Below are 24,699 nucleotides of genomic sequence, written 5' to 3' on the forward strand. Positions count from 1 at the left end.
AAGGAAGACACTATGCAGCTCAATATCACAGGACATAACGTCGAGATTACTGAGGCTTTACGTGATTTTGTGAATGCTAAATTCGCGAAACTCGAGCAGTATTTCGAAAGGATCAACCAGGTCTATGTTGTATTGAAAGTGGAGAAAGTGACTCATATCTCGGATGCGACCCTGCATGTCAACGGGGGTGAGCTCCATGCCAGTGCGGAAGGGCAAGACATGTACGCTGCTATCGACGGCTTGATTGATAAGCTTGCACGACAGCTCAATAAACATAAAGACAAACTGAAACAACACTAATTGTCCGGGCAGTTAACGGGTGCAGGAAGGCCTGTTGTGAAACACAACAGGCCGTTTGTACAGTTAGCGCTTAGGTGAAATTATGATGAACAACGATTCCGCTCTTCAACTGAGCAATGTCCTTAACCAGGAATGTACGCGCAGTGCTGTTCACTGCCAGAGCAAAAAACGTGCGCTGGAGATCATCAGTGAACTGGCCGCAAAACAGCTGGGCCTGCCGCCGCAGGTCGTGTTCGAGGCGATCCTGACCCGTGAAAAAATGGGCAGTACCGGCATCGGCAACGGCATCGCGATCCCGCATGGCAAACTGGAAGAGGACACCCTGCGTGCCGTCGGTGTGTTTGTGCAGCTGGAGACGCCTATCGCCTTCGATGCCATCGATAATCAGCCCGTCGATCTCCTCTTCGCGCTGCTGGTGCCTGCCGACCAGACGAAAACCCATTTGCATACGCTTTCGCTGGTCGCAAAACGCCTGGCCGATAAAACTATTTGCCGTCGACTGCGCGCAGCCCAAAGTGATGAAGAGCTATATCAAATTATCACTGAAGCAGAAGGCAATCAGGATGATGCATAACCAGGAGATGGCCTTCACATCTGTTGTCCTGAGGAGAAACGGAACATGGTGCTGATGATTGTCAGTGGCCGTTCAGGGTCCGGGAAATCCGTGGCCCTGCGCGCGCTGGAAGACATGGGGTTTTACTGCGTAGATAACCTGCCGGTCGTGCTGTTGCCCGACCTGGCACGCACGCTTGCGGAGAGGCAAATCTCTGCCGCCGTCAGTATCGACGTTCGTAACATGCCTGAATCGCCAGAAATCTTTGAACAGGCAATGAGTAACCTGCCTGATTCATTCTCGCCTCAGCTGCTGTTCCTCGATGCAGACCGCAATACTCTGATCCGTCGCTACAGCGATACCCGTCGTTTGCACCCGCTTTCCAGCAAGAACCTCTCACTGGAAAGTGCTATCGACGAAGAGAGCGATCTGCTGGAACCGCTGCGTTCCCGTGCTGACCTGATTGTCGATACGTCCGAAATGTCCGTGCATGAGCTGGCGGAAATGCTGCGTACCCGTTTACTGGGCAAACGCGAGCGTGAACTGACGATGGTGTTCGAGTCATTCGGCTTTAAGCACGGTATTCCTATCGATGCGGATTATGTTTTCGACGTGCGCTTCCTGCCGAACCCGCACTGGGATCCGAAGCTGCGTCCAATGACCGGTCTCGATAAGCCCGTCGCGGCCTTCCTCGACAGACACACAGAAGTTCACAATTTTATCTACCAGACGCGAAGCTACCTTGAGCTATGGTTACCTATGCTGGAGACAAACAATCGTAGCTACCTGACCGTAGCGATTGGCTGTACCGGCGGTAAACATCGTTCGGTCTATATCGCCGAACAGCTGGCCGACTATTTCCGCTCACGCGGGAAGAACGTTCAGTCCCGTCATCGCACGCTGGAAAAACGTAAAACATGACCGTAAAACAAACCGTTGAGATCACCAATAAGCTGGGCATGCATGCACGTCCGGCGATGAAACTGTTTGAGCTGATGCAGGGTTTCGATGCAGAAGTTCTGCTGCGTAACGATGAAGGTACCGAGGCGGAAGCGAACAGCGTGATTGCGCTGCTGATGCTGGACTCCGCCAAAGGCCGCCAGATTGAAGTAGAAGCTACCGGTCCACAGGAAGAGGAAGCGCTGGCGGCGGTGATTGCGCTGTTTAACGCCGGGTTTGACGAAGACTAACACCTCTTTCATGGCGGGTAGCGCTACGCTTACCCGCCTTACATCAATTTATTTCTCGCCATAAACCCTTCCCCTCCCAGCTGCCGCATCTGGCGCATGATCCACGCCTGTCGGTTTCGCACATAGCCTGAGGGTGCATCGGCTTTAAAGCGAATTGGGTTAGGCAAGACCGCGGCCAACAGCGCAGCTTCAGAGAGGCTCAGCCGGCTGGCAGGTTTATTGAAATATCGCTGCGACGCGGCTTCGACACCAAACACGCCATCACCAAACTCGGCAATGTTCAGATAGACCGTCAGAATACGTTTCTTGCTCCAGACCGTTTCCATCCCCAGGGTCAATCCGGCTTCCAGCCCTTTTCGCACCCAGCTACGGCCATCCCACAAAAACAAGTTTTTGGCCGTCTGTTGTGACAGCGTCGATGCGCCGCGCACGCGGTTTTCATGGCGTTCGTTATGGGCAAGCGCTTTCTCGATTGCCGCCACGTCAAACCCCCAGTGCTCCGGGAATTTCTGATCCTCCGCCGCTATCACCGCCAGCCCCATCCACGGGGAGATTTCATCTGTGCTCACCCAGTCAGAGTGGGCAACATAGCTGAAGTCACCGGTGAACCACGCGCTCAGCTGACGCTCAACCATCACGGCAGAAAACGGAACCGGCAGAATGCTGAATAATGCCAGTCCGCCGCCCCAGAACACCGCCAGCACCAGCACGGTACGCCAAAGAATACGTTTTACCCAGGCGCCTGCGGCGAATTGACGCCTCATTCAGTCAGCACCAGCACTCTGGCCACCAGCTTTTCAATGCCTGAAGCGGCTTCCGCGATAGTCTGCGCCAGCATATACGCAGGTGTGGTGACGATTTTATTGTCTTCATCCACCACAATGTCATCCACCGGACAAGGGATATGCTCGCCCCCCATCTCCTCGATGATTTCCGCTGTATCAATATCGGTCCCGATGGTCAGGCGCAGCGGGAAATCAAAAATTGTCGGAAGCATGGCCGGAGCGATGCAGATAAAGCCCTGCGGTTTACCCGCCGCATGCATGGCCTGTGATAACGCTTTTAAATGCGGATCAACCTGACACCCGGCGCCTTGCGTGGCAAACGTGCTGAGGTTTTTAGCCGCCCCAAACCCGCCCGGCACAATTAACGCATCAAGCTCTGCGGCGTCCGCCTGAATCAGAGGATGAATTTCGCCACGCGCAATACGCGCGGCTTCAATCAGGACGTTACGGGTTTCTGCCATCGGCTCCCCGGTCAGATGATTAATGACATCAGCCTGATTTTTGTCTGGCGCGAAGCAAATGACTTCAGCCCCCTCTCTTGCCAGGGCCAGCAATGTGATGACGGCTTCGTGTATCTCAGAACCATCGTAAACGCCACATCCGCTCAGTACGACACCAATCTTTTTCATCATGACGATCCTTCTCTGCAACTCGCTGAAGCACATAATTAATTTTGATTAAAACGCTATGCTTCACACATTTCACTGATTCCTGTAACAAACCATTTAAGATTTGCTATCTTATTTGCGTGCGGCCTAAATTTTCAGGCGGCGTCCATACGAAAACAACACAAAAAAACAGGCGCAGCCACAATTTCCCTGGTGTTGGCGCAGTATTCGCGCACCCCGGTTAAGCCGGGGTCATTTTTTTCTGGCGTCCACCCAGGCTTTAAGCACCGCCACATCGTTCTGCCACTCTTGTTTCATCTCTTCAACCCAATCACCTACGTTATCTTCCCAGGCAGGTAAATCAGGTGACTGAATCTGTTGTCCCAGCTGCTGCAGGTGACGTAAGCCGACCGAGCCGGCCGCACCTTTGATTTTATGCCCTTCTTCCACAATGCCTTTCTGATCCCGCGCTGTCAGATTTGACTCCAGCACGCTCAGATAGCCCGGCATCATTTTTTCAAATACCGCCAGACCGTCGGTAATCAGTTTTGGACCAACCAGATCGATGTACTGCTCCAGCATCGCGGTATCGAGTATCGTTTGGGCTTTCGCGCTATCCACAGACGTCATGGTGTTCTCCTCTTCATCATGGGTATCCCAGAACTTCTTGATCATGGCGGTCAGGGCAGGCACCGCCAGCGGCTTGCTAAGTACATCATCCATACCGGCATCGAGGTACTCTTTTTTATCTTTCAGCACGTTCGCCGTCAACGCCACCAGCGGCGGCAGTTCGTCGGCAGCGTACTGGCTCGTCAGTTCACGGGAAATATCCAGCCCGGTCATGTCCGGCAACTGAATATCCAGCAGAACGAGATCATATTCACCCGGCTTAAACATCTCCAGCGCGGCTTTACCGGTCATCGCCACATCCACACTGTTGCCCAGTTTTTCCAGGACAGAGCGTGCGACAATCACGTTAAGCTCAATATCTTCCACCAGCAGGACATGCAGCGCGGGCAGCGGCATATCGTCGTTTTCGAAGGTATCTTCCACCTCTTCCGCCACCGCCGGCGCGTGCACCGTCAGCGTGAAGGTTGAGCCTTTGCCCGGATGGCTGGCGACGGTAATATCACCGCCCATGCTCTTCGCAAGACGTTTAGACACCGCCAGACCAATTCCCGTGCCGGTAGCGGGCTTGCCGCCGTTGCTGTCCTTCACCTGATAGTACATCGCAAAGATTTTGTCCTGCTCTTCCTGCGGAATCCCAATGCCGGAGTCTTCCACCTCAAAGTGCAGCATGTCGCCCTGGTCATAGCGAATACGTACCGAGACCTGCCCTTTCTGGGTAAATTTGACCGCATTGCTGATAAGGTTCCACAGGATCTGGCGCAGACGCGTGCCGTCGGTAACCACCTTGTGCGGCAGCGGCAGCGTGGGATCCATGACAAAGCTCAGCCCTTTCTGCTGCGCCTGCAAACCCGACAGGTTTTCCAGATCGGCAAGGAAACCGGTGAAATCAACCGGCTGGTTATCAAGCTGCACTTTGCGGCGTTCCATCTTATCCATATCGATAATATCGTTGAAGATATTCCCCAGCGTGACCGCTGAGACATGGATGGTTTTAAGGTATTTTTCCTGTTCTGCGGTGAGATCGGTGTCCAGCAGAATGCGGCTCAGGCCGACAATTCCGTTAAGCGGCGTACGCAGTTCATGGCTGATGGTGGAGATGAAGGTGGTTTTATCGCGGCTGGCACGTTCAAGGGCATCCTGATAGCGCTTACGCTCGGTGATATCGCGGCCAAACCCCATCAGACCGTGGCGTTTCCCCACGCGGTCGTAGTACGGCACCTTACGGATCTCAAAGCAGGCTTTGCGCCCGTCGGGGTAATCCAGCCACTGTTCATAGGTCAGTGAGACGTTATGACGGAACACTTTTTCGTCCGTCTCCATCACTTTTGCGGCCGCCTCTTCGGAGTATACGTCCTGCGGCTTCAGGTGAATCAGCTGCTTCTCGCTCTTCCCGGTCAGCAGTTCCATCGCCCGGTTACAGCCGGAAAACTCTTTATCTTCATTACGGTAGAAAACCAGATCCGGTGATGCATCAAGGAACGAGCGCAAGAAAGAGGATTGCTGCTCAAGCTGGATCTGCGTCACCTCGCGCTCTTTCATTTCGATTTTCAGCTGTTCCAGCGTCGCCTGGCGCTCAGCCTCCGCCTTCTCACGATCCGAAATCTCCTGGTTCAGTTGGGCGATATTATCCTTTAGCTGAACGTTGAGCTTCAGATCGCGATCGCGCATCTCTTCCAGTTTATCGACCAGTTTTGACAGGCGCTGACGGGACTCCTCCAGTTGTTCAACCACCACGGAGAGGAAATAGACCGCCCAGGGTGTAATCAGCAAGCCAAAGAAGATGGAGCGGATCACGTCGATACTCTCGACCTGACCGTGCAGAACCATGGTTACGGCCATCTGCACGACAATGGCCAGAACGACCAGCGCCAGTGCCAGCAGCATGGAGAAACGCACCAGCCCAAGCTTCATCATCAGATCGACGTAGTACTGGGCCAGCATTCGAATTTGCTTCATAGAGGATCCCTTCACGACTTTATCGCTCAATAATACTCAAATTCGCGACGGGGCGTTGAAGGTTGTGAGAAAAAGTGCGGGGTGAAACAGGAGATTAGCCTCGCTTCCGGTTCTCCGGAAGCGAGAAGAGGTCTGTCAGGAGCGTTTCAGCATCAGCCAGAGGCTGATCAGGAAGAAGCTGGCACTCGGCAGCAGCGCGCCGATAACAGGCGGAATACCATAAACCAGCGTCAGCGGGCCGAAGATCTGATCGAGAACGTAGAACACAAAGCCGAAGCTGATCCCGGTCACCACGCGCACGCCCATCGGCACGCTACGCAACGGGCCAAAGATAAACGACAGTGCCATCAGCATCATCACCGCCACGGACAACGGCTGGAAGATTTTGCTCCACATGTTGAGCTGATAACGTCCGGCGTCCTGTCCGCTCGACTTCAGGTATTTCACGTAGTTGTGCAAACCACTGATGGAGAGAGCGTCAGGATCCAGCGCCACCACGCCGAGTTTGTCCGGCGTGAGTTTGGTTTTCCACATGCCCGACACCGTCTGAGAGCCGGAGATCTGTTTTGGATCGGTCAGGTCTGACTCATCCACCTGCGACAACCGCCACTGCTTATGCTCGGCGTCAAACTTGGCCGAAGAGGCGTGACGCACGGAGAGCAAACGACGATCGTCATTGAAGGTGTAAATACTCACGCCTCCCAGTTCGTCATCGCCCTTCACACGTTCGATATAGACGAAGCTGTCACCATCTTTTGCCCACAACCCTTGCTGCGTTGAGAGCAATGAGCCACCGTACATCGCCTGCGCACGATAGTTACGCGCCATCTGCTCACCCTGCGGTGCCACCCACTCGCCAATTGCCATGGTCAACAGCACCAGCGGGATCGCGGTTTTCATCACCGACAGTGCAACCTGCATACGGGTGAAGCCCGAAGCCTGCATAACAACCAGTTCACTGCGCTGTGCCAGCATCCCTAAGCCCAACAGCGCACCCAGCAGGGCTGCCATCGGGAAGAAGATCTGCACATCTTTTGGCACGCTGAGCAGGGTATACATGCCCGCACCCAGCGCGTCATAGCTCCCCTGCCCGGCTTTTTTCAACTGATCGACAAATTTGATAATGCCGGAGAGCGACACCAGCATGAACAACGTCATCATGATGGTGGAAAAAATAGTTTTACCGATATAGCGGTCAAGAACGCCAAACGCCTGCATTAGAGGGCTCCTTTACGCGAGAAGCGGGCACGAATGCGGCGCACAGGCACCGTATCCCACAGGTTGAGTCCCACCGCCAGCAGCAGATACAGACCATTGACCACCCAGGTCCAGACGAACGGGTCAATTTTACCCTTACCACCGTTAGACTTAATTGAGGTCTGCAACAGGAAGAACACCAGGTACAGCAGCATGGCTGGCAACATTGACAGCACGCGTCCCTGACGTGGGTTAACCACACTCAGCGGAACGACCATCAGAGCCATCATAAATACGGCGAATACTAGCGTGATACGCCAGTGCAGTTCGGCACGCGCACGGTTGTTGTCCGTATTGAACAGGGTACGCATATCCATTTGCTCGGTATCACTTGGATCGAGCGCCACGGTCTGGTGACCAATAATGGCCTGGTAGTTCTGGAAATCGGTGATGCGGAAATCGCGCAGCATCGCAGTGCCTTCGAAGCGCGTGCCTTTATTCAGCGTCACTACCTGAGAGCCATCTTTACGCTGTGACAGTTGACCCGAATCGGCCACCACGACGGAAGGACGGGCATTCCCTTTGGTGCGGAGCTGCGCAAGGAACACATCGTTAAAGCGGCTGCCATCCACGCTTTCGATAAAGAGAACAGAATTCCCGTCAGTCGCCTGCTGGAACTGGCCCTGCGCCAGTGCGGCCATACCCGGGTTTGCTTTTGCTTCTGCCAGCACTTCATCCTGGTGACGGGAAGACGTTGGGCCCGCCCACATCACATTCACCGCCGCAACAATACCTGTGAAAAGCGCCAGAACCATAGCGGCTTTCACCAGTACGGCTTTACTCAAGCCGCAGGCGTGCATCACGGTGATTTCACTCTCGGTATAAAGCTTGCCGAGCGTCATGAGCAGACCGAGGAAAAGACTTAGCGGCAGGATAAGCTGCGCCATTTCCGGGATCCCTAAACCAAGCAGGGAAAGCACCAGATTCGTAGGAATTTCGCCGTCAACGGCCGCACCGAGGATCCTGACCAGCTTCTGACAGAAAAAAATCAGCAGCAGGATGAAGAGGATCGCCAGCTGGCTTTTGAGCGTCTCCCGCACCAGATATCTTATGATTATCACTTTAAATACGCCCGTAAAAACCCGTCTCTTTGCTGGAAAATCGCTTGTTTCATGGCTTAAACGTCATTTATTCTCTTGAGTCGTCGAAATCATCGCTAAGATTAAAACATCCGGCGGATTCACGCTTCAGGACTTTTTCTGACGTGTCGAAACCGTAGTAACGTAAGATTAACACGAAGTCACCACAACAGCGGACATGAGTTACGAAAGGTTTCAATTCTATCTGTAGCAGCCGCTGTTGTCTTTAAGATTCAGGAGCGTAGTGCATGGAGTTCAGTGTAAAAAGCGGTAGCCCGGAGAAACAGCGGAGTGCCTGCATCGTTGTGGGCGTCTTTGAACCACGCCGACTCTCCCCGATCGCCGAGCAACTCGATAAGATCAGTGATGGCTACATCAGCGCCCTGCTGCGCCGTGGCGAACTGGAAGGCAAACCTGGGCAGACGCTGTTACTGCACCATGTTCCAAACGTACTGTCCGAACGTATTCTGCTGATTGGCTGCGGTAAAGAGCGCGAGCTGGATGAACGTCAGTATAAGCAGGTTATTCAGAAAACGATTAATACGCTGAATGATACCGGCTCAATGGAAGCCGTTTGCTTCCTGACCGAGCTGCACGTCAAAGGCCGTAACACCTACTGGAAAGTGCGTCAGGCGGTCGAAACGGCAAAAGAGAGCCTGTACAGCTTCGACCAGCTGAAAACCAACAAAAGCGAGCCACGTCGTCCGCTGCGTAAGATGGTCTTTAACGTACCGACCCGTCGCGAGCTGACCAGCGGTGAACGCGCTATCCAGCACGGCCTAGCGATTGCTGCCGGGATTAAAGCCGCAAAAGATCTGGGCAATATGCCGCCTAACATCTGTAACGCAGCGTATCTGGCCTCTCAGGCACGTCAGTTGGCTGACGCCTACAGTAAGAATGTCATCACCCGCGTCATCGGCGAACAGCAGATGAAAGAGCTGGGAATGCACTCCTATCTGGCAGTCGGCAACGGCTCCCAGAATGAGTCGCTGATGTCGGTTATCGAGTACAAAGGTAACCCGTCTGAAGATGCGCGTCCGATTGTGCTGGTTGGTAAGGGTCTGACCTTCGATTCCGGCGGTATCTCCATCAAGCCTGCCGAAGGCATGGACGAGATGAAGTACGACATGTGTGGTGCAGCAGCAGTGTATGGCGTGATGCGTATGGTGGCGGAACTTCAGCTGCCGATTAACGTCATTGGCGTGCTGGCGGGCTGTGAAAACATGCCTGGCGGTCGTGCGTACCGTCCGGGTGACGTTCTGACGACCATGTCCGGCCAGACCGTTGAAGTGCTGAACACCGACGCCGAAGGCCGTCTGGTGCTGTGCGACGTGCTGACCTACGTTGAGCGCTTCGAGCCTGAAGCGGTCATTGACGTGGCCACGCTGACCGGTGCCTGTGTGATTGCGCTGGGCCATCACATCACCGGGCTGATGTCGAACCACAATCCTCTGGCGCACGAGCTGATTGGCGCGTCCGAACAGGCCGGCGACCGCGCATGGCGTCTGCCGCTGGGTGACGAGTACCAGGAACAGCTGGAGTCTAATTTCGCCGATATGGCGAACATCGGCGGTCGTCCTGGCGGGGCAATCACTGCGGGCTGCTTCCTGGCGCGCTTTACCCGTAAGTACAACTGGGCGCATCTGGATATCGCAGGTACCGCCTGGCGTTCCGGTAAGGCCAAAGGCGCAACCGGTCGTCCGGTCGCGTTACTGTCGCAGTTCCTGCTCAATCGTGCGGGTTTTAACGGCGAAGAGTAATTGCCGTCAGATGCCCGGTAGCGCTACGCTTACCGGGCCTACGGAAAGATGCCGTTTGTAGGCCGGGTCAGCCCGGCCTTGCATTTAAATCCATAACAAGAAGCCCCATATATGAAGAATGCAACGTTCTACCTTCTGGACAACGACACCCATCAGGACGGCCTCAGCGCAGTTGAACAGCTGGTGTGTGAAATTGCCGCAGAACGTTGGCGCGCAGGTAAACGCGTTCTGATTGCCTGCGAAGATGAGCAGCAGGCCATCCGCCTTGACGAAGCACTCTGGGCACGCCCGCCGGAGAGTTTTGTTCCGCATAATCTGTCTGGCGAAGGCCCTCGTGGCGGCGCACCGGTAGAGATTGCCTGGCCGCAAAAGCGCAACAGCAGCGCGCGCGATATTCTGATTAGCCTGCGGATAGATTTTGCAGATTTTGCCACCGCTTTCACAGAAGTGGTAGACTTTGTCCCTTACGAAGAATCTTTGAAACAACTGGCGCGCGAACGCTATAAAGCGTACCGCCTGGCTGGTTTTAACCTGAATACGGCAACCTGGAAATAATGGAAAAGACATATAACCCACGCGATATCGAACAGCCGCTTTACGAGCACTGGGAACAGCAGGGCTATTTCAAGCCTAACGGCGATGAAAGCAAAGAGTCCTTCTGCATCATGATCCCACCGCCGAACGTCACCGGCAGTTTGCATATGGGTCATGCCTTCCAGCAGACCATCATGGATACCATGATCCGCTACCAGCGCATGCAGGGCAAAAACACCCTGTGGCAGGCGGGGACTGACCACGCGGGTATCGCGACCCAGATGGTGGTTGAGCGTAAAATTGCCGCTGAAGAAGGTAAAACCCGCCACGACTACGGTCGCGACGCGTTCATCGATAAAATCTGGCAGTGGAAAGCAGAATCCGGCGGTACCATCACCCGTCAGATGCGCCGTCTTGGCAACTCCGTGGACTGGGAGCGCGAGCGCTTCACCATGGACGAAGGTCTTTCCAACGCCGTTAAAGAAGTATTTGTCCGTCTGTACAAAGAAGACCTGATTTACCGTGGCAAGCGCCTGGTAAACTGGGACCCTAAACTGCGCACCGCTATCTCCGACCTGGAAGTGGAAAACCGTGAGTCTAAAGGCTCCATGTGGCATATCCGCTATCCGCTGGCCGACGGCGCTAAAACGGCAGACGGTAAAAATTACCTGGTGGTAGCGACCACCCGTCCGGAAACCCTGCTGGGCGATACCGGCGTGGCCGTTAACCCGGAAGATCCGCGTTATAAAGATCTGATTGGCAAATTCGTGGTGCTGCCGCTGGTTAACCGCCGCATTCCCGTTGTGGGCGATGAACACGCCGACATGGAAAAAGGCACCGGCTGTGTGAAAATCACCCCGGCACACGACTTCAACGACTACGAAGTGGGCCGTCGTCACGCCCTGCCAATGATCAACATTCTGACGTTCGACGGTGATATCCGTGAAAGCGCGGAAGTGTATGACACCAAAGGTAACGAATCCGACGTTTACTCCAGCGACATTCCGGCTGAATTCCAGAAAATGGAACGTTTTGCCGCGCGTAAAGCGATTGTCGCTGCAGTGGATGCACTCGGCCTGCTGGAAGAGATCAAACCTCACGATCTGACCGTGCCGTACGGTGACCGTGGTGGTGTTGTTATCGAGCCAATGCTGACCGACCAGTGGTACGTGCGCGCCGACGTGCTGGCGAAACCGGCTGTTGAAGCGGTTGAGAACGGCGACATCCAGTTCGTGCCGAAGCAGTATGAAAACATGTACTTCTCCTGGATGCGTGATATTCAGGACTGGTGTATCTCCCGTCAGCTGTGGTGGGGCCACCGTATCCCGGCCTGGTACGACAGTGAAGGCAACGTCTATGTTGGCCGCAGCGAAGATGAAGTTCGTCAGGAAAACAACCTGAGTGCCGATGTCGCCCTGCGTCAGGACGAAGACGTACTGGACACCTGGTTCTCCTCCGCACTGTGGACCTTCTCCACGCTGGGCTGGCCGGAGAACACCGACGCGCTGCGTCAGTTCCACCCAACCAGCGTGATGGTGTCCGGCTTCGACATCATCTTCTTCTGGATCGCCCGCATGATCATGATGACCATGCACTTCATCAAAGATGAAAACGGCAAGCCACAGGTTCCGTTCCATACCGTCTACATGACCGGTCTGATTCGTGATGACGAAGGCCAGAAGATGTCCAAGTCCAAGGGTAACGTTATCGACCCGCTGGACATGGTTGACGGTATCTCCCTCGAAGAGCTGCTGGAAAAACGTACCGGCAACATGATGCAACCGCAGCTGGCAGAGAAGATCCGCAAGCGTACTGAGAAACAGTTCCCGAATGGGATCGAACCACACGGTACTGATGCCCTGCGTTTCACTCTGGCGGCACTGGCTTCAACCGGTCGTGACATCAACTGGGACATGAAGCGCCTGGAAGGTTACCGTAACTTCTGTAACAAGCTGTGGAACGCCAGCCGCTTCGTGCTGATGAACACCGAAGATCAGGATTGCGGCTTCAACGGCGGCGAGATGACCCTGTCTCTGGCCGATCGCTGGATCCTGGCAGAGTTCAACCAGACGGTAAAAGCCTTCCGCGAAGCGCTGGACAGCTACCGCTTCGATATCGCGGCGGGCATTCTGTATGAATTCACCTGGAACCAGTTCTGTGACTGGTACCTGGAGCTGGCAAAACCGGTAATGAACGGCGGTTCTGAAGCGGAACTGCGCGGTACGCGCAACACGCTGATTACCGTTCTGGAAGGTCTGCTGCGTCTGGCGCACCCGATTATTCCATTCATCACCGAAACCATCTGGCAGCGTGTGAAAGTGATTGCCGGCATCAACGCCGACACCATCATGCTGCAGCCGTTCCCGGAATTCGATGCGGCGAAAGTCGATGAAGCGGCGTCAGCCGATACCGAATGGTTGAAACAGGCGATCGTGGCGGTACGTAATATTCGTGCCGAAATGAACATCGCCCCGGGTAAACCTCTGGAGCTGCTGCTGCGCGGTTGCAGTGAGGCTGCTGTTCGCCGTGTCACCGAGAACAACACCTTCCTGAAAACCATGGCGCGTCTGGAAAGCATCACCGTGCTGCCTGCGGATGACAAAGGTCCGGTATCCGTGACCAAAATCATCGACGGCGCCGAGCTGCTGATCCCGATGGCAGGTCTTATCGACAAAGACGCTGAGCTGGCTCGTCTGGCAAAAGAAGTGGCTAAGGTCGATGTGGAAATTGGCAAAATCGAAAGCAAACTGGCGAATGAAGGCTTTGTTGCCCGCGCGCCGGAAGCGGTTATCGCGAAAGAGCGTGAGCGTCTGGTTGCCTTCGCCGATGCTAAGACCAAACTGATCGAGCAGCAGGCGGTTATTGCAGCCCTGTAATGCTTTTACCCCTTACGCTTCAGGGCGTAAGGGGTATCCTTCCTGAAAACTCCTCGCTTGCGCTCCCTTTACTGCGGTGCTATTAACAGCAGTTGTGTGTCAATTTTTGTAATGAGTAAGACTATGAGCGTGATTACCCCCGTCGCGACGACGATGCGTCGGATCACTGAGCAGGACAACCCGGCTATTGCCGCCGTTATCCGAACGGTTTCCGCAGAGTATGGCCTGACCGCCGACAAAGGTTATACCGTTGCCGACCCGAATCTGGATGAGCTGTTTCAGCTGTACAGCCAGCCGGGCTACGCCTATTGGGTTATTGAGCAGAACGGTCAGGTGGTGGGCGGCGGTGGCGTGGCGCCTTTAAGCTGCAGCGAGCCGGATATCTGCGAACTGCAAAAAATGTATTTTCTGCCGTCGGTACGCGGGCAAGGGCTGGCGAAAAAGCTGGCGCTTATCGCCCTTGAACATGCGCGTACTCAGGGTTTTAAACGCTGTTACCTGGAAACAACCGCCTTCCTCAAAGAGGCCATTGGCCTGTATGAACATCTGGGCTTTACGCATATTGATGCGCCGCTGGGCTGTACCGGCCACGTCGATTGCGAAGTCAGGATGCTGAAAACTCTATAAAGGGCATTCCTGCCCTCTTCTGTTAAGCGACTGTAAACTGAATGCTCTACACTCTCAGTTCACACCATAACGGGGGAAACACGATGTCGAAGATAAAAAGCTACGCCGCACCGCAGGCGGGTGCAGAACTTGAGCTGTACGAATACGATGCGGGCGACCTAAAAGCAGAAGACGTCGAAGTACAGGTTGATTACTGCGGGATCTGCCACTCCGATCTCTCCATGATCGACAATGAATGGGGCTTCTCACAGTATCCACTGATTGCCGGCCACGAAGTCATTGGCCGCGTTGTGGCGCTCGGTAGCGCCGCACAGGACAAAGGGCTGAAGGTCGGCCAGCGCGTGGGTATTGGCTGGACGGCGCGCAGCTGTGGTCACTGCGATGCCTGTATCAGCGGTAACCAAATCAACTGCCTCGAAGGCGCAGTCCCTACCATTCTGAACAAAGGCGGTTTCGCCGATAAACTGCGTGCCGACTGGCAATGGGTTATTCCCCTGCCGGACAGCATTGATATCGAATCTGCCGGTCCGCTGCTGTGCGGCGGTATCACCGTATTCAAACCGCTGCTGATGCATCATGTCACCGCCACCAGCCGTGTGGGTGTCATCGGGATTGGTGGTCTGGGCCATATCGCAATCAAACTGCTGCACGCGATGGGCTGTGAAGTCACGGCGTTTAGCTCGAACCCGGCCAAAGAGAAAGAAGTGCTGGCGATGGGGGCGGATAAGGTAGTCAACAGCCGCGATCCGCAAGCGCTTAAATCTCTGGCAGGTCAGTTTGATCTGATCATCAATACCGTTAACGTCGATCTCGACTGGCAACCGTACTTTGAAGCGCTGGCCCACGGCGGTAACTTCCACACCGTCGGTGCAGTGATGAAACCGCTGCCGGTGCCTGCGTTTACGCTGATCGGGGGGGATCGCAGCGTCTCCGGTTCAGCAACCGGTACGCCGTTCGAATTGCGCAAACTGATGAAGTTTGCCGGACGCACTAAAGTGGCGCCCACCACCGAACTGTATCCGATGTCTAAGATCAACGAAGCTATCCAGCATGTGCGTGACGGTAAAGCCCGTTATCGCGTGGTGTTGAAAGCGGATTTTTGATGTGAACGCGCGGGGTGCGTGCGGCCTGATTGCACGCATCTCTACCCTCTCCCGTCGGGAGAGGGTGTGATACTCAAAACGCTACCGTTTTGCTGCGGTCATTGCCTTGAACACCTCTGCCACCGCCACGGCCCCCGGGTCGGTCTCACCCTCCAGGTTCTCTTTGTTGACATACGACGAACGACCGGCACCCGCTTTCACCATATTCGCTGTCGCCTCAGCGCCCGCGTTCGCAGCCTGCGCAGCAGCCTGAAGGTCGCCTTTCTGCAATGCCTCCAGCGCCGGTTGCAGGGCATCGATCAAGGTGCGATCGCCAAGATCTGCCCCACCATACTGCTTCATCTGCGCCAGCCCGCTTAAGAGCGCTTCCGGCAACGGCTGACCGTCGTGCAACGTCTGCCCGGCAGCGGTAAAGAAGATCGACATCAGCACACCGCTTGAGCCCCCCATAACTGTTGCCAGCCGCTCGCCAACCAGCAGCAACAGCGTCGACACATCATTTAGCGGAAGCTGTTTCTTCTCCAGACGTTGCGCAATATCCCGCGCCCCTTGCGCAAAGGTAGAGCCCGTATCGCCATCACCCACTTTGGCATCCAGCGCATTGAGGCGGTTTTCCAGCTGGATCAGCGTCTGCGTGACCGTGGAGACGATCCCTGCGACCCGTGGATTGTCCGAGGCGGTATATTCCACGCGGTCATGGATCGCACTATGTTCCTGCACGCGCAGCGGCGCAAACGCCACCGGCTTCTGCCAGCCCAACGTCTCCACCTCTTCATGGAGAGCTTTTTCGAACAGATCGTTAAGCTTCAGCAACGTCAGCGAAAAGCCTTTCATATCCAGGGCACTCACCAGCGGTGCCGGACCAATCAGATAAGCGATATTCTCTTTCAGCGCCGAGTGGGCCAGCTCTTTGGTGAGCAATGCCATCTCCAGCGCCGACACGCCGCCGAGGTTATTGATAAGCACCGCAAAACGCCCGTTACCGGCCTGCGCTTTGAGCGGCTCGACCAGCGTGTCGATAATGGCTTTGCTGTTTTGCGTATCGACAACCGAGGCACCAGGCTCCCCGTGGATCCCAAGCCCCAGCTCCACGTGCCCCTGCTTGATCCGCCCCTCTTCATCATCACTGCCCGGCAGGTTACAGGTTTGCATTGCCACGCCCAGGCTCCAGAGATTATCGCAAGCCTGCTGCGCGATATCGCGCACCTCGGTCAGTGATTTGCCGTGCTCTGCCGCATAGCCCGCGATTTTATGAACCAGTGCCGTACCGGCGATACCGCGCGGCTGCTTGTTATCCGGCAGGGCAATATCATCGGCGACAATGACCATCTCGACCTTCAGGCCATAGCGCTTGGCTTTTTCTGCTGCCAGGCCGAAATTAAGCCGGTCGCCGGTGTAATTTTTCACGATCAGCAGACAACCCCGATCGCCTGTTACCGCCACAATGGCGTTCAGCACCGCATCAACGCTCGGCGAAGCAAAAAGATCACCGCACACCGCTGCCGTGAGCATCCCTTTGCCGACAAACCCGGCGTGTGCAGGTTCGTGACCAGAGCCACCGCCTGAAATAACCGCCACCCGGCTTTTATCCCAGTCGCTGCGCGCCACCACCCGAATGGCCGGATCGATATCAAGTTTGACGAGATTAGCGTGTGGTGCCGAAATCAGTATGCCTTCGATGGCGTCGTTGACCAGCTGTTTGCGATCGTTAAAGAAGAATCTGGACATAGTTTTCCAAAATTTTGTGAACCGTATGCAAAAGCATAGTCCGCGCTGGATAATGCGCCGCAAAGTCAGCAATTTACTCAGCCATTTTGCCGTCAGGTTGCCTATACTCGACCGAGGACTAAGAGAGGAAGCGCATTATGAGTACACCATTGTTAATTGCCCGCACGCTGGACAAAGAGCTGTTTTTACTGCCCGCGATGGCCAACCGCCACGGTCTCATCACCGGGGCCACCGGGACGGGGAAAACCGTGACCCTGCAGAAGCTGGCAGAGTCGCTTTCAGAGATCGGCGTACCGGTCTTTATGGCCGATGTAAAAGGCGATTTAACCGGTGTGGCTCAGGAAGGCACTCCCTCCGAAAAACTGCTCGACCGACTCAAAAATATCGGCATCACGGACTGGACACCGCACAACAATCCGGTCGTGTTATGGGATATCTTTGGTGAGAAAGGTCACCCGGTACGTGCAACCGTCTCCGATCTCGGTCCGCTGCTGCTGGCTCGTCTGCTCAACCTCAACGACGTGCAGTCCGGTGTGCTGAACATCATCTTCCGTATTGCCGACGACCAGGGTCTGCTGCTGCTTGATTTCAAAGATCTGCGGGCCATTACCCAGTACATCGGTGATAACGCCAAATCGTTCCAGAACCAGTACGGTAATATCAGCAGCGCCTCAGTCGGTGCCATCCAGCGCGGGTTACTGATCCTGGAGCAACAGGGTGCCGAACATTTCTTTGGCGAGCCGATGCTGGATATCAAGGACTGGATGCGCACCGACAGCAACGGGAAAGGCATCATCAATATTCTGAGCTCAGAGAAGCTTTACCAGATGCCGAAGCTCTACGCCGCCAGCCTGCTGTGGATGCTCTCTGAACTGTACGAGCAGTTACCTGAAGCCGGCGATCTCGACAAACCCAAGCTGGTCTTCTTCTTCGACGAAGCGCACCTGCTGTTTAACGATGCGCCACAGGTTCTGCTGGATAAGATTGAACAGGTGATCCGCCTGATCCGCTCAAAAGGCGTCGGCGTCTGGTTTGTTTCGCAAAACCCGTCCGATATTCCTGACAACGTGCTGGGACAGCTTGGCAACCGCGTACAGCATGCCCTGCGCGCCTTTACACCGAAAGATCAGAAGGCCGTCAAAGCCGCCGCACAAACCATGCGAGCGAACCCGGCATTTGATACCGAAGCGGCCATCCAGGCGTTGGGCACCGGTGAAGCGCTTATCTCTTTCCTGGATGCAAAAGGCAGCCCGTCAGTTGTGGAGCGCGCAATGGTGATTGCCCCTTGCTCCCGGATGGGACCCGTGACGGACGATGAACGCAACGGCCTGATTAACCGCTCCCCGCTGTATGGTAAGTATGAGGACGACGTGGATCGCGAGTCGGCATTCGAGATGCTGCAAAAAGGGGTACAGGCCACCACCGAATCCCAGGACGCGCCTGCCGCCAAAGGCCAGTCTGTTGCCGTGGACGACGGCATCTTGGGCGGGCTTAAGGATATCCTGTTTGGTACAACCGGACCACGCGGCGGCAAACGCGATGGCGTCGTGCAGACCATGGCGAAAAGTGCAGCGCGTCAGGTCACGAATCAGATTGTACGCGGCATGCTGGGGAGCCTGTTAGGCGGTCGCCGCAGGTAAGCGGGGAACCCAGGGGCGACCAAGCGCCGATCCCTGTACGCCGTGCTCTTGCAGATAACGGTCGATTTCCACCATCCCCGTCCAGCGGTTCTCACACCAGAGCGGTGCAAGAAGCGTTGGACGGCGGGCGCTGGCGGAGATGCGGTGGTAGACAATCTCCGGCGGGGTGTGCCGAATCATCTCCCCCGCCGTCATCGTATACGCATCAAGCTCAATACCGGTTAAGCGCCCGGCTTCCCAGGCTTTGGCCATGATACTGCCCTTCACGATGTGCAGTGGATGCAGCTTAATTCCGTCCACACCGGTCTCGACCACCTTTTCCAGTGTCTCAAGACCGTGCTGCTGCCCTTCGCCTGGCAGGCCGACAATCAGGTGTGAGCACACCTTCAGCCCACGCTCACGCGCGAGACGTGTGGTGCGCTGGTAACAGGCGAAATCATGTCCACGGTTGATGCGGTGCAGAGTTTTGTCGTGCGCACTTTGCAGGCCCAGCTCCAGCCAGATCTCATACCCTTGTTCCTTGTACTCGCTGAGCAGGTCCAGTACCGCTTCCGGCACGCAGTCCGGGCGGGTGCCCACACACAGCCCTACGATACTGGCCTGACTTACCGCCTGCTGATACATGGAACGCAAGACCTGTACTTCCGCCCATGTGCTGGTGTAGGCCTGGAAATAGGCCAGATACTGTTTCGCACGGTTGACCAGACTCGCCTGATGGGACAGCTGTTCGACGATGGAACGATGCTGCTGCGCTTCGTCAGCAAAAGACGCCACATTACAGAAAGTACAGCCCCCGCGCCCGATCGTCCCGTCACGGTTCGGGCAGCTAAAACCGCCATGCAGCGTCAGCTTGTGAACCTTTTGCCCGTAACGCTGCAAAAGATCCCCACCAAACATATTGACTAATTTCTGTAACTGCATAATCTGATAGACCGTCCCAAAGAAAGGGGACAAGCCTGCCATTTTTAGCCTCTGTCGGCGATGACCTGGATCAATCGCCCTGGACGGCCTTTATCCCTATGAATAAATACTCAGGATTACTGCAATTTCATTCATGCCAGTTGTGATTACTTTTCCTTATGTTCTGATTGTTTTTTTCACTTATAGCGCCAGCACTGAAAAACAGTGACTTTATGCGGGTTTGCATTTCATCGTAGAGAATTATTCTGCTAAAAAACGGCTATTCAGCACGCTACATCGATAATACCGCTTTCATATAGTGAGTCAGATCACACTCCGCTGCGTCTCACCACAGCTTACAAACGTTGTAAATAGAGTTGAATTTCTTTTATATACAAATAGTTAATAGCTCTTTAGCACATTTTTGTATAAATAAGATTGCCATTTGACCTGTGTACCAATTCCCGATAAGTTGGAAATCCGCTGGAAGCTTTCTGGATGAGCAGCCTGCTCATCATATTTATGCAGTAATTGAGATTCCCTCTGAAGCAAGTCCTCAAACTTGTTTACCTGCGCGAAAGGATGAAAAAGAGGGCGAATGCGAGGTACGCGTATGAAACGCAAACCCCGTCGCCATGCTCTTTCTGTGCCTGTGCGCCACGGTTCAGTGGGAAGCCCGACGAGCCTGGGGAGGTTCACTGATATGTTGTACGATAAATCCCTTGAGAAGGATAACTGTGGTTTCGGCCTGATCGCCCACATAGAAGGCGAACCTAGCCACAAGGTAGTGCGTACTGCTATTCACGCACTGGCCCGCATGCAGCACCGTGGTGCCATCCTTGCTGATGGTAAAACCGGCGACGGTTGCGGTCTGCTGCTGCAAAAACCGGATCGTTTCTTCCGTATCGTTGCGGAAGAGCGCGGCTGGCGTTTAGCCAAAAACTACGCTGTCGGTATGCTGTTCCTGAATCAGGATCCTGAAAAAGCTGCCGCCTCACGCCGCATCGTCGAAGAAGAACTTCAACGTGAAACCCTGTCTATTGTTGGCTGGCGCGATGTGCCAACCAACGAAGGGGTACTCGGCGAAATCGCCCTCTCCTCGCTGCCTCGAATTGAACAGATTTTTGTTAATGCCCCTGCGGGCTGGCGTCCGCGTGATATGGAACGCCGTCTGTTTATCGCCCGTCGTCGCATTGAAAAACGTCTCCAGGACGACAAGGAGTTCTACGTCTGTAGCCTCTCTAACCTGGTGAACATCTATAAAGGTCTGTGTATGCCGGCTGACCTGCCGCGCTTCTACCTGGACCTGGCGGACCTGCGTCTGGAATCGGCCATCTGCCTCTTCCACCAGCGCTTCTCCACCAACACCGTCCCTCGCTGGCCGCTGGCACAGCCGTTCCGCTACCTGGCGCACAACGGCGAGATCAATACCATTACCGGTAACCGCCAGTGGGCGCGTGCTCGTACCTATAAGTTCCAGACGCCACTGATCCCTGACCTGCACGATGCCGCGCCGTTCGTTAACGAAACCGGCTCTGACTCCAGCTCCATGGATAACATGCTGGAGCTGCTGCTGGCAGGCGGTATGGATATCGTGCGCGCCATGCGTCTGCTCGTGCCACCGGCATGGCAGAACAACCCGGATATGGATCCAGAGCTGCGCGCGTTCTTCGACTTTAACTCCATGCACATGGAGCCGTGGGATGGCCCGGCGGGCATCGTTATGTCCGACGGTCGCTTTGCTGCCTGTAACCTGGACCGTAACGGTCTGCGTCCGGCACGCTACGTCATCACCAAAGATAAGCTCATCACCTGCGCCTCTGAAGTCGGTATCTGGGATTACCAGCCTGACGAAGTGGTTGAGAAAGGCCGCGTTGGCCCGGGCGAGCTGATGGTTATCGACACCCGCGGTGGGCGCATTCTGCACTCTGCTGAAACCGATAACGATCTGAAGAGCCGCCATCCGTACAAAGAGTGGATGGAGAAAAACGTTCGTCGCCTGGTGCCATTCGAAGATCTGCCGGATGAAGAAGTGGGCAGTCGTGAGCTGGACGACGATACGCTCGCCAGCTTCCAGAAACAGTTTAACTACAGCGCCGAAGAGCTGGATTCCGTGATCCGCGTACTCGGTGAAAATGGCCAGGAAGCGGTCGGCTCCATGGGTGACGATACCCCGTTTGCCGTGCTCTCCAGCCAGCCACGCATCATTTATGACTACTTCCGTCAGCAGTTTGCGCAGGTGACCAACCCGCCAATCGATCCGCTGCGTGAAGCGCACGTGATGTCACTGGCCACCAGCATCGGTCGCGAGATGAACGTCTTCTGCGAAGCTGAAGGCCAGGCGCACCGCCTGACCTTTAAATCGCCGATCCTGCTGTACTCTGATTTCAAACAGCTCACCACCCTGAAAGAGGATCACTACCGCGCCGACACGCTCGATATCACTTTCGACGTAACCGAAGCGACCCTCGAAGAGACGGTGAATGCGCTGTGTGACAAAGCGGAACAGATGGTGCGTAACGGTACCGTTCTGCTGGTGCTCTCTGACCGCAATATTGCGAAAAACCGTCTGCCGGTACCGGCCCCAATGGCGGTAGGTGCTATCCAGACGCGTCTGGTCGATAAGAGCCTGCGCTGCGACGCCAACATCATTGTTGAAACCGCCAGCGCCCGCGATCCGCACCACTTTGCCGTGCTGTTAGGCTTTGGTGCGACGGCTATTTACCCGTACCTGGCCTACGAAACGCTGGCGCGTCTCGTGGATACCCGTGCTATCGACAAAGATTACCGCACGGTGATGCTGAACTACCGTAACGGCATCAACAAAGGCCTGTACAAAATCATGTCCAAAATGGGCATCTCGACCATCGCCTCCTACCGCTGCTCGAAGCTGTTTGAAGCGGTCGGTCTGCATGACGACGTGGCGACACTTTGCTTCCAGGGTGTTATCAGCCGTATCGGCGGTGCCGGATTCGCTGACTTCCAGCAGGATCTGATGAACCTGTCGAAACGCGCCTGGCTGGCACGTAAGCCGCTGGATCAAGGTGGTCTGCTGAAGTATGTCCACGGCGGTGAATATCACGCTTATAACCCGGACGTGGTGCGTACGCTGCAACAGGCCGTTCAGAGCGGCGAGTACAGCGATTACCAGCAGTATGCTGAACTGGTGAACAGCCGTCCGGCGGCGACGCTGCGCGACCTGCTGGCGCTGAACCCGGGTGATGAAGCCGTCAGCATTGACGACGTTGAGCCTGCCACTGAACTGTTTAAACGCTTTGACACCGCGGCAATGTCCATCGGTGCGCTCAGCCCGGAAGCTCACGAAGCGCTGGCTGAAGCGATGAACAGCATCGGCGGCAATTCAAACTCCGGTGAAGGTGGTGAAGACCCTGCCCGTTATGGCACCAACAAAGTCTCACGTATCAAGCAGGTTGCATCCGGTCGCTTTGGCGTCACGCCAGCGTATCTGGTTAACGCCGACGTGATTCAGATTAAAGTCGCTCAGGGTGCAAAACCGGGCGAAGGCGGCCAGTTACCGGGTGATAAAGTCACGCCGTATATCGCCAAATTACGCTACTCCGTACCGGGTGTGACGCTGATTTCTCCGCCACCGCATCACGATATTTACTCTATCGAGGATCTGGCGCAGCTGATTTTCGACCTGAAACAGGTCAACCCGAAAGCGATGATCTCCGTGAAGCTGGTTTCCGAACCGGGCGTTGGCACCATCGCGACCGGTGTGGCAAAAGCCTATGCGGACCTGATCACCATCGCCGGTTATGACGGTGGTACCGGGGCAAGCCCACTCTCCTCCGTGAAATACGCGGGCTGTCCGTGGGAGCTTGGCCTGGTGGAAACCCAGCAGGCGCTGGTGGCTAACGGTCTGCGTCATAAGATCCGTCTGCAGGTGGATGGCGGCCTGAAAACCGGCCTCGACATCATCAAGGCGGCGATTCTGGGTGCGGAAAGCTTTGGTTTCGGCACGGGCCCTATGGTCGCGCTCGGCTGTAAATACCTGCGTATTTGCCACCTGAACAACTGTGCTACCGGTGTTGCAACCCAGGACGAGAAGCTGCGTAAGAACCATTACCACGGCCTGCCGTTCAAAGTGACGAACTACTTTGATTTCATCGCCCGCGAAACCCGTGAGCTGATGGCACAGCTGGGCGTGAAACGCCTGGTGGATCTGATTGGCCGTACCGACCTGCTCAAAGAGCTGGAAGGTTTCACCGCCAAACAGCAGAAGCTGGAGCTGTCTAAGTTGCTGGAAACTGCCGAGCCACATCCTGGCAAAGCGGTCTACTGCACCGAGAATAACCCGCCGTTCGACAATGGCGTGCTGAACGCGCAGCTGCTGCAGCAAGCGAAGCCGTACGTGGATGACAAGCAGAGCAAAACGTTCTGGTTTGATATTCGCAACACTGATCGTTCTGTCGGTGCATCGCTTTCCGGTTACATCGCGCAAACGCACGGTGACCAGGGCCTGGCGGCCGACCCGATTACCGCACACTTCAGCGGTACCGCGGGTCAGAGCTTCGGCGTGTGGAACGCCGGCGGCGTTGAACTGTATCTGACCGGTGATGCCAACGACTATGTCGGTAAAGGCATGGCGGGTGGTCTGCTGGCGGTACGTCCGCCGGTCGGTTCAGCCTTCCGTAGCTGCGATGCCAGCATCATCGGTAACACCTGTCTGTACGGCGCGACCGGTGGTCGTCTGTTTGCAGCGGGTCGTGCAGGTGAACGTTTTGCCGTACGTAACTCCGGTGCCATCACCGTGGTTGAAGGTATCGGTGATAACGGTTGTGAATACATGACGGGCGGGATTGTGTGCGTCCTGGGTAAAACCGGCGTGAACTTTGGCGCAGGCATGACGGGCGGTTTTGCTTACGTCCTGGATGAAGACGGTGAGTTCCGCAAACGCGTGAACCCTGAACTGGTGGAAGTGCTGGACGTTGAAACGCTGGCTATCCACGAAGAACACCTGCGCGGTTTGATTACCGAACACGTGCAGCATACCGGTTCTTCGCGCGGCGAAGAGATCCTGGCCAACTGGCCGGCGTTTTCTGCGAAATTCGCGCTGGTTAAACCGAAGTCCAGCGATGTTAAAGCCCTGTTGGGTCACCGTAGTCGTAGCGCAGCAGAGCTGCGTGTGCAGGCGCAGTAAGGAATTCAG

General features: G+C 55.4%; 18 protein-coding genes. 11 read left to right on the forward strand and 7 right to left on the reverse strand.

What is annotated here, in order from left to right; translation table 11 throughout:
* Nucleotides 1-12 precede the first annotated feature (12 nt).
* The 4 genes from hpf (at nucleotide 13) to npr (ending at nucleotide 2,043) form a co-directional block, all read left to right on the forward strand.
* Entirely contained in the window at nucleotides 13-300 is a 288-nt protein-coding gene (gene hpf / locus F8561_RS08920) for a ribosome hibernation promoting factor (RefSeq protein WP_014171818.1), read from the forward strand.
* A gap of 82 nt (nucleotides 301-382) precedes the next feature.
* Nucleotides 383-874, forward strand: coding sequence for a PTS IIA-like nitrogen regulatory protein PtsN (ptsN, locus tag F8561_RS08925; protein ID WP_014171819.1), 492 nt, complete (start codon nucleotides 383-385; stop codon nucleotides 872-874).
* A gap of 45 nt (nucleotides 875-919) precedes the next feature.
* Entirely contained in the window at nucleotides 920-1,774 is an 855-nt protein-coding gene (gene rapZ / locus F8561_RS08930; RefSeq protein WP_014171820.1) for an RNase adapter RapZ, read from the forward strand.
* Nucleotides 1,771-2,043 (forward strand): PTS phosphocarrier protein NPr, encoded by a 273-nt coding sequence (npr, locus tag F8561_RS08935; protein WP_003861872.1) that lies wholly within the window; start codon nucleotides 1,771-1,773, stop codon nucleotides 2,041-2,043. The genes rapZ and npr overlap by 4 nt, the downstream gene beginning before the upstream one ends.
* Before the next feature lie 38 nt (nucleotides 2,044-2,081).
* On the opposite strand, the gene mtgA is transcribed toward npr, so the two are convergent.
* From mtgA to lptF, 5 genes are all read right to left on the reverse strand, one after another.
* Nucleotides 2,082-2,807 (reverse strand): monofunctional biosynthetic peptidoglycan transglycosylase, encoded by a 726-nt coding sequence (gene mtgA, locus F8561_RS08940; protein ID WP_032679051.1) that lies wholly within the window; start codon nucleotides 2,805-2,807, stop codon nucleotides 2,082-2,084.
* Nucleotides 2,804-3,457 (reverse strand): isoprenoid biosynthesis glyoxalase ElbB, encoded by a 654-nt coding sequence (gene elbB, locus F8561_RS08945; protein ID WP_032670144.1) that lies wholly within the window; start codon nucleotides 3,455-3,457, stop codon nucleotides 2,804-2,806. The genes mtgA and elbB overlap by 4 nt, the downstream gene beginning before the upstream one ends.
* Before the next feature lie 231 nt (nucleotides 3,458-3,688).
* Nucleotides 3,689-6,022: an aerobic respiration two-component sensor histidine kinase ArcB gene (gene arcB / locus F8561_RS08950; RefSeq protein ID WP_032679053.1), complete on the reverse strand. Its 2,334-nt coding sequence runs from the start codon at nucleotides 6,020-6,022 to the stop codon at nucleotides 3,689-3,691.
* A gap of 135 nt (nucleotides 6,023-6,157) precedes the next feature.
* Entirely contained in the window at nucleotides 6,158-7,240 is a 1,083-nt protein-coding gene (lptG, locus tag F8561_RS08955; protein ID WP_020883523.1) for an LPS export ABC transporter permease LptG, read from the reverse strand.
* Entirely contained in the window at nucleotides 7,240-8,340 is a 1,101-nt protein-coding gene (gene lptF / locus F8561_RS08960) for an LPS export ABC transporter permease LptF (protein WP_014171825.1), read from the reverse strand. The genes lptG and lptF overlap by 1 nt, the downstream gene beginning before the upstream one ends.
* A gap of 266 nt (nucleotides 8,341-8,606) precedes the next feature.
* Here lptF and pepA point away from each other — a divergent pair, with 266 nt between their 5' ends.
* The 5 genes from pepA to ahr all read left to right on the forward strand — a co-directional run bounded on the left by pepA (nucleotide 8,607) and on the right by ahr (nucleotide 15,258).
* Entirely contained in the window at nucleotides 8,607-10,118 is a 1,512-nt protein-coding gene (gene pepA / locus F8561_RS08965) for a leucyl aminopeptidase (protein ID WP_014171826.1), read from the forward strand.
* Nucleotides 10,119-10,229: 111 nt separating this feature from the next.
* Entirely contained in the window at nucleotides 10,230-10,673 is a 444-nt protein-coding gene (holC, locus tag F8561_RS08970; protein WP_008502815.1) for a DNA polymerase III subunit chi, read from the forward strand.
* Nucleotides 10,673-13,528, forward strand: coding sequence for a valine--tRNA ligase (locus tag F8561_RS08975; RefSeq protein WP_151887347.1), 2,856 nt, complete (start codon nucleotides 10,673-10,675; stop codon nucleotides 13,526-13,528). Before holC ends, F8561_RS08975 begins: the two co-directional genes overlap by 1 nt.
* 123 nt (nucleotides 13,529-13,651) lie before the next feature.
* A complete protein-coding gene (locus F8561_RS08980) occupies nucleotides 13,652-14,155 on the forward strand; it encodes a GNAT family N-acetyltransferase (protein ID WP_020883521.1) in 504 nt (167 codons plus the stop codon).
* Nucleotides 14,156-14,238: 83 nt separating this feature from the next.
* Nucleotides 14,239-15,258 carry an NADPH-dependent aldehyde reductase Ahr gene (gene ahr / locus F8561_RS08985; RefSeq protein WP_020883520.1) on the forward strand — a complete coding sequence of 340 codons (1,020 nt, stop codon included), beginning with the start codon at nucleotides 14,239-14,241 and terminating at the stop codon, nucleotides 15,256-15,258.
* Between the two features lie 81 nt (nucleotides 15,259-15,339).
* Here the strand turns inward: ahr and F8561_RS08990 are convergent, their stop codons facing one another.
* Nucleotides 15,340-16,986, reverse strand: a complete 1,647-nt coding sequence (locus tag F8561_RS08990) for a dihydroxyacetone kinase subunit DhaK (RefSeq protein WP_151887348.1) — start codon at nucleotides 16,984-16,986, stop codon at nucleotides 15,340-15,342.
* A 137-nt stretch (nucleotides 16,987-17,123) separates the two neighbouring features.
* On the opposite strand from F8561_RS08990, the gene F8561_RS08995 reads away from it, so the two are divergent.
* Entirely contained in the window at nucleotides 17,124-18,626 is a 1,503-nt protein-coding gene (locus F8561_RS08995; RefSeq protein ID WP_151887349.1) for a helicase HerA-like C-terminal domain-containing protein, read from the forward strand.
* Here the strand turns inward: F8561_RS08995 and F8561_RS09000 are convergent.
* Nucleotides 18,606-19,547: a TIGR01212 family radical SAM protein gene (locus tag F8561_RS09000; protein ID WP_106504349.1), complete on the reverse strand. Its 942-nt coding sequence runs from the start codon at nucleotides 19,545-19,547 to the stop codon at nucleotides 18,606-18,608. The two genes, F8561_RS08995 and F8561_RS09000, sit on opposite strands and share 21 nt — an antisense overlap.
* 682 nt (nucleotides 19,548-20,229) lie before the next feature.
* Between F8561_RS09000 and gltB the strand changes: the two genes are divergently transcribed.
* Complete coding sequence (gene gltB / locus F8561_RS09005; protein ID WP_032679060.1) at nucleotides 20,230-24,690, forward strand: glutamate synthase large subunit; 4,461 nt, start codon at nucleotides 20,230-20,232, stop codon at nucleotides 24,688-24,690.
* Nucleotides 24,691-24,699: the final 9 nt, after the last annotated feature.

Source organism: Enterobacter sp. 198 (assembly GCF_009025585.1).
GTDB classification, from domain to species: domain Bacteria; phylum Pseudomonadota; class Gammaproteobacteria; order Enterobacterales; family Enterobacteriaceae; genus Enterobacter; species Enterobacter ludwigii.